We start from the raw sequence: 5707 nt of genomic DNA on the forward strand, positions 1-5707 counted from the left end.
CAAGCCGCTGCGCCGGCGCCTGCACCGCCGCACTGGCAGCGCCACGGGCTGCGCCCAACAGGGCTGGCTCGGCGGCTAAGGCCCCCAGGCCGGCGGGTGAAGAAGTGCTTGCAGACATGGTCAGACTCCCAAACGGTTGCGCAAACGCGGGTCGAACAGCGGGTAGAGCAAGTCCACCACCAGATTGATCAAAACAAAGGCGGTGGCCGAGATGACCACGACCGCCTGCAGCACGGCGCTGTCCTGGTTGCCGACAGCCTGCTGCGTGAGGCTCCCCAGGCCATTGAGGCCAAAGACGGCCTCGGTCACGACGGCGCCGCCCAGCAGCTCGCCAAACAGCACGCCGGCCATCGTCAGCATCGGCAGCGCTGCGTTGCCCGCCACATGGCGCAGCAGCAGCCACAGGCGCGGAGCGCCCTTGGCACGGGCCACGGCCACAAAGGGCTGGGTCAGCACCTCGTCCACATTGCGCAGCAGGATCTGCGCCAGCGGCGCGGCAATGGGGATCGCCAAGGTCAGGGTCGGCAGCACCAGGCCCTGCCATTTGCCGGGGTTGATCACGGGGATCCAGCCCAGGCGGAACGACACCAGCTGGATCAGCACAATGCCCAGCCAGAACACGGGCACCGAGACAAACACCGAGGGCAGCGCATAGAGCGCGCCGCGCAGCCAGCGCCAGGGTGCCAGTTGGGCCAACAGTGCCAAGACCAGGGCCAGCACCAGCGCCAGCGCAAAGCCCAGGCCCGCCAGCCGCAAGGTGGGCGGCAGGCTGGTGGCCAGCCCCTGGCTGACCGGCACGCCGGCCTGCAGCGAATAGCCAAAGTTGCCGCTGACAAAGCCCGTCAGGCTGTGCCAGTACTGCTGCCACACGGGCTGGTCCGCGCCATAGGCGGCGCGGATGTCGGCCACCTCCTGCGGGCCCAGGCCCAGCTCGGGGCTCAAGAACTTGATCAGCAGCGCATCGCCCGGCAGCAGCTGCAGCAGCACAAAGGACGCGGTGAACGCCGCCCACAGCACCAAGAGCGCCTGGGCACTGCGCCGGGCCAGATAGGGGTAGAAGGACATCGGGGTGCTCCTTGCCGCTCAGCAGTACTGCGCCTTAGCGCTTGGCCAGCCAGGTGCTGTAAAAGCTCGGGCGCCCCACCGCTTCAAAGCCCACCTCGCGCACCCAGGGGGCTGCGGCAAAGGCCTGCGGCTCTTCAAAAATGGGGATCACATAGGCCTGGTCGATCAGGTAGTTCTGCACCTCGGCCGTCAGCGCCAGGCGCTTTTGGGCATCGGTCTGCGCGGCAATTGCCTCCAGCAAGCCATTGAGCTGCGGATCGACAAAGCCCTTGACCTTCTGGCTCACGCCGCCTTGCTGCAGCAGCACGTTGCGGTTGGTCGGGTAGTAGTTGCTCTTGATCACATCGGGATCGGCGCGGCCCACCATGCCGGGCGCGACGGGGGTTTTTTCCGGGTCCAGGTTGTCGACGACGCGCACGCCGGCATCGCCGCTCAGCACCTGCAGCTTGACCCCCAGCTTGCCCCACTGCTGGGCCACCAGTTGCAGGGTTTCCTTGTTCTGCGGCTGGGGCAGCGAGTCATAGGCGGCCAGCACCAGCGCGCGGCCGTCCTTTTGGCGGATGCCATCGGGTCCGGGCGTCCAGCCGGCGCTGTCGAGCAGCTGCTGCGCCTTTTGCGGGTCATAGGCCAGCTTGCCCGCCAGGTTGACATAGCCCTGCGCGCTGGCGGCAATCACCGAAGTGGCCTGCGGGTAGTTGTGCGAGAACAGCGTTTGCACGACCTCCTGGGTATTGGTGGCATGCAGCAGCGCCTGGCGCACCTTCAGATCGGCGACCAGCGCGTTGTCGGGGCGGAAGACAATGCTGTTGTTCACGCCCCTCGTGGACGGCGCGTAGATGACGAACTTCTGCTCCTCGACGCGTTTTTCGTCATAGGCCTGCACCTGGCGGATCACACCGGCCTGGCCCGACAGCAGCGCGCCAATGCGCACGCTGTCCTCCGGCGTCACGATAAAGCGCACTTCATCCAGGCGCGCGCGGCCCTGGTGCGCCAGCTTCGCCGGGCCCCAGTTGTAGTCCTTGCGGGCCGACAGCAGCAGCTCCTTGCCCAGCGTTTCGCTCGCCACCACAAAGGGGCCCGAGCCAATGATCTTGGTCGCGTCACCCAGCTCGTCAAACGGGCGCTCCAGCGTCTGCAGTGCCACCAGGCCCGAGCCGATCACCGAGGTGCCTTGCAGGAAGCCCGGCGAGGGCTTGCTGAAGTAGAACTTCACTGTCAGCGGGCCCAGCACCTCGCTGCGCTCGTAGTTGTTGATGACCTCAGACACCGGCAGCTTGAGCGCCTTGTTGCCGCGCCCATAGGTGTCAAAGTTCTTGGCCACCGCTGCTGCATCGAGCGGCGTGCCGTCGGAGAAGGTCACGCCCGGGCGCAGCTCGAACGTGAACTCGGTGGCCGTGTCGTTGATGGTCCAGCTCTTGGCGATCCAGGGCTGGATCTCCAGCGTCTTGGGGTCCTGGTAGGTGAGCTTGTCTGTTATCTGGTTAAGCACGCCGCCGTTGGGGTAGAAGCCACCGGCTGGCGGGTAGAGGTTGGTATGCGCCTGCTGCTCCAGGTACACCAGTGCGCCACCGCTGGCCGGGCCGTTATCGGCCTTGGCCTCGGCCACGCCCTCGTTCTTGGAGCAGGCCGACAGCAACCCGCCCAGCGCCAGCAATGCAGCACTCCATAGCGCCAGTTTCTTGAATTTATTTGCTTTCACCACCACACACCACCCTCGCTAACCATCGGGCAACCTTGCCTGCACCGGCGCGCCAACCGCGGCCACCGGCCAGCAGCACCTTTGTTGAAAATGCCGCCATCTGGGTTTGTCATGCTAGGCATTTGGCGCGTGGCGAGAAGGTATTTTTCGGAGCATCGATATGCGCAAACCAAGGAAGCGCGCGGCCGCCAGGCCCGCCGCCGCATAGAGGGTTTGCGCATAAGCACATGCGCGGCAGCCGCATATGCACATGCGATCTGCGCAGTTCACGCGCAGGCTCTCCACACCAACAATGGTCTTCGGCATGCATCCCCCCCCGCCGATGCAGCACATTTCCAAGAGACTCCATGAGTGCAAGCCCTGCTACCTTGAATGACTACCTGGCTGAAAAGCGCGGCGCCGTGTTGGCCCGCGATGCCCAGATCGATGCCGGCACGGCCCAGGCCACGGCCCTGCGCGCCAGCGTGAGCGCCGAAGGGCGCAGCGGCGTGCGCCGCATCCGTATCCGCGAGCACCAGGTCATCAGCGACAGCCCTCCGAGCTTTGCTGGCTACAACCTGGGCCCCAGCTCGCCCGAGCTGCAGCTGGGCGTGCTGGGCAGCTGCGTCACCCATATCTTTCTGATCCAGGCATCGGCGCAGCAGGTGCCGCTGACCAGCCTGGAGGTGGAGGTGAGCGGCGTGATCGACCCGCGCGCGGGCAAGCCCGGCCACGAGGCCACGCCAGTCTGGCCCCATGACATTGCCTACACCGTGCATATCGACTCGCCCGCGCCGCGCGCCGACATCGATGCGCTGTTTGCCGCCGTCGAGCGGACCTGCCCGATCCTGAACCTGCTGCGCCAGCCGCAGACCATCCGCGCTCGCGTTGAGCACAGCGATTCGCTGGCCCAGACGCAGAAGCAAGCGGCTTGAACCCTTCCCTCCCCTTTATCGGATCTATCCCATGGCACTGACACTTGACCACATCGTGATCGCGGTCCACGACCTCGACAAAACCATTGACGACTACGCGGCCCTCGGCTTTACCGTCGTGCGCGGCGGCGAGCACCCCGGCCGCCCCACCCACAATGCGCTGGTGGTGTTTGAGGACGGCGCCTATTTCGAGCTGATCGCCTGGCGCAGCCCGGCGCCGCAGGACCGCTGGTGGCAGCTGCTGGACCAGCATGGCGAAGGCATCATCGACTTTGCGCTGCTGCCGCCCAGCACCGCGGAAGTGATTGCTGCGGCCAAGGCGCGCGGCCTAGAGCTGCAAGGCCCGCTGGATGGCGGCCGCCTGCGCCCCGATGGCGAAAAACTGCAATGGCAGACCGGCCGCCCGCACACACATGACCTGCCCTTCCTCTGCGGCGATATCACCCCGCGCAAGCTGCGCGTGCCCGAGGGCGAAGTGCGCCAGCATGCCAACGGTGCCACCGGTGTGGCGCGCCTGACCGTCGCCGTCAGCGACCTGCTGCAAAGCCTGGAGCGCTACCGCGCCTTGCTGGGCGATGGCGCGCACATCCATGCGGCCGACGGCGGCAGCAGCGCCACGATTGCGCTGGGCAACAGCGTGCTGGAGCTGACGCAGACGGCGCCCCAACTGCAAAGCAAGGGCGAAGGTCCGTTGGCGATTGTGCTCAAGGGTGGCACGGGCAGCTGGGACCAGGCTGCTGCCAAGCTGGCGCATGGGGCAACCATTGCGTTTGCGAAAACGGAGCTGGCGAGCAAGGCCGACAGCAGCCTGGCCACCGCCTAGGCTTTCTGGGCGGGCCCGGCCTCAATACACATCACGCCGGTAGCGCCCGGCCAGCGCCAGCGCATCCACCTCCGCGCCGCCCAGCACCTGGCGCAGCACGGCATCCACGCCCTGCGCCATGCCCTGCTGGCTGCCGCAGACATAGATTGCAGCGCCGCACGCGACCCAGTCGCGCAGGCGCTGCGCCTGGCGCTGCAGCAGCTGCTGCACATAGCAAGGGTCGGTGGCATCGCGGGACCAGGCGCGGTCCAAGCGCTCCAGCTGGCCAGCGGCCAGCCACTGCTGCAGTTGCGCGTCCAGCAGTGCATCCTCACCGGACTTGCGTTCACCAAACAGCAACCACTGGTCTGAGCGACCCTTAGTAATGCGTGCGCGGATATGGCTGCACAGGCCCGCCAGGCCGGTGCCATTGCCGATCAGCAGCAAGGGGCGCTCGGCGTTGTCTCCCAACCTGAATCCACTGTGCGCACGCAGCTGCATCGGCAGCACATCGCCCACAGCCATGCCCTCGCACAGCCAGCCCGATGCCAGGCCCGGTGTGCCATCGGCACGTGTGCTTTGGCGCACCAGCAATTGCAGGCAGCCATCTTCGGGCACCGAGGCGATCGAATAATCTCGGCTGCGCTGCGGATCGGCCGGCACCGCCAGCGATACCAGGTCACCCGATTCCCACAGCGGCAAGGCGCCGGACTGCGGCTGCCAGTCAAGCAGGTACACCGGGCCGCCCTGGCTTCCTGGGTTGAGCAACTGGCGGCGGCGCAGCACCCAGGGCTGGGCAGGTTCCGGCTGGCTCCAGCCATCGCCGGCCTGGCCGGTCAGCGATTGCAGCAGCTCGGCCGTCTGGCCCTGCCAGGCCAGCAAAGTCGCTTCATCGCCGTTGTCCATGCACAGCACATCGGCCTTGGCGCCCTGCTGCTGCAGCCACTGCTGCACGCGCAGGCCAAAGGCGCAAAAGGCGGCGTATTCGCTGTCGCCCAGCGCCAGCAGCTGGGCGCTATGCCCTGGCAGCGGCTGCGCCTGCTCCAGCACCTGGCGCACAAAAGGCAGGGCATCATCGGGCGCATCGCCCTCGCCGGTGGTGGACAGCAGCCACAGGCTCTGCGCGCAGGCCTGCAAGTCGGCCAGGCGCAGCGCCTGCACCGGCCGCAGTTGGACCGCGCAGCCGCCGGCATGCAGCACCCTAGCGGTCTCATGCGCCAGGGCCTC

5 protein-coding genes are annotated in these 5707 nt (G+C 67.0%); 2 read left to right on the top strand and 3 right to left on the bottom strand.

Translation table 11 applies throughout. From position 1 onward, the window contains the following. Positions 1–120: 120 nt before the first annotated feature. Together H928_RS0103555 and H928_RS0103560 are read right to left on the bottom strand one after the other, a co-directional pair. The gene (locus tag H928_RS0103555) at positions 121–1065 is read right to left on the bottom strand and encodes an ABC transporter permease (protein WP_021025280.1); all 945 of its coding nucleotides are present in this window, start codon (positions 1063–1065) and stop codon (positions 121–123) included. 34 nt (positions 1066–1099) lie between these two features. Continuing rightward, positions 1100–2764 (bottom strand): TIGR04028 family ABC transporter substrate-binding protein, encoded by a 1665-nt coding sequence (locus H928_RS0103560; protein ID WP_373604902.1) that lies wholly within the window; start codon positions 2762–2764, stop codon positions 1100–1102. Positions 2765–3111: 347 nt separating this feature from the next. Here H928_RS0103560 and H928_RS0103565 point away from each other — a divergent pair, with 347 nt between their 5' ends. Together H928_RS0103565 and H928_RS0103570 are read left to right on the top strand one after the other, a co-directional pair. Further along, complete coding sequence (locus H928_RS0103565) at positions 3112–3678, top strand: OsmC family protein (protein ID WP_021025282.1); 567 nt, start codon at positions 3112–3114, stop codon at positions 3676–3678. A 31-nt stretch (positions 3679–3709) separates the two neighbouring features. Continuing rightward, positions 3710–4501, top strand: coding sequence for a VOC family protein (locus H928_RS0103570; protein ID WP_021025283.1), 792 nt, complete (start codon positions 3710–3712; stop codon positions 4499–4501). Between the two features lie 21 nt (positions 4502–4522). On the opposite strand, the gene H928_RS0103575 is transcribed toward H928_RS0103570, so the two are convergent. Then, a partial coding sequence (locus tag H928_RS0103575; RefSeq protein WP_021025284.1) for a flavodoxin domain-containing protein occupies positions 4523–5707 on the bottom strand: 1185 nt, incomplete at its 5' end.

Source organism: Comamonas sp. B-9 (genome assembly GCF_000410635.1).
In the GTDB taxonomy this organism is placed as follows: domain Bacteria; phylum Pseudomonadota; class Gammaproteobacteria; order Burkholderiales; family Burkholderiaceae_C; genus Comamonas.

What these genes read in the sequence shown, in the direction of transcription:
- H928_RS0103570 (WP_021025283.1), top strand. Translation starts at nt 3,710, where the DNA reads ATGGCACTGACACTTGACCACATCGTGATCGCGGTCCACGACCTCGAC.
- H928_RS0103555 (WP_021025280.1), bottom strand. Translation starts at nt 1,065, where the DNA reads ATGTCCTTCTACCCCTATCTGGCCCGGCGCAGTGCCCAGGCGCTCTTG.
- H928_RS0103565 (WP_021025282.1), top strand. Translation starts at nt 3,112, where the DNA reads ATGAGTGCAAGCCCTGCTACCTTGAATGACTACCTGGCTGAAAAGCGC.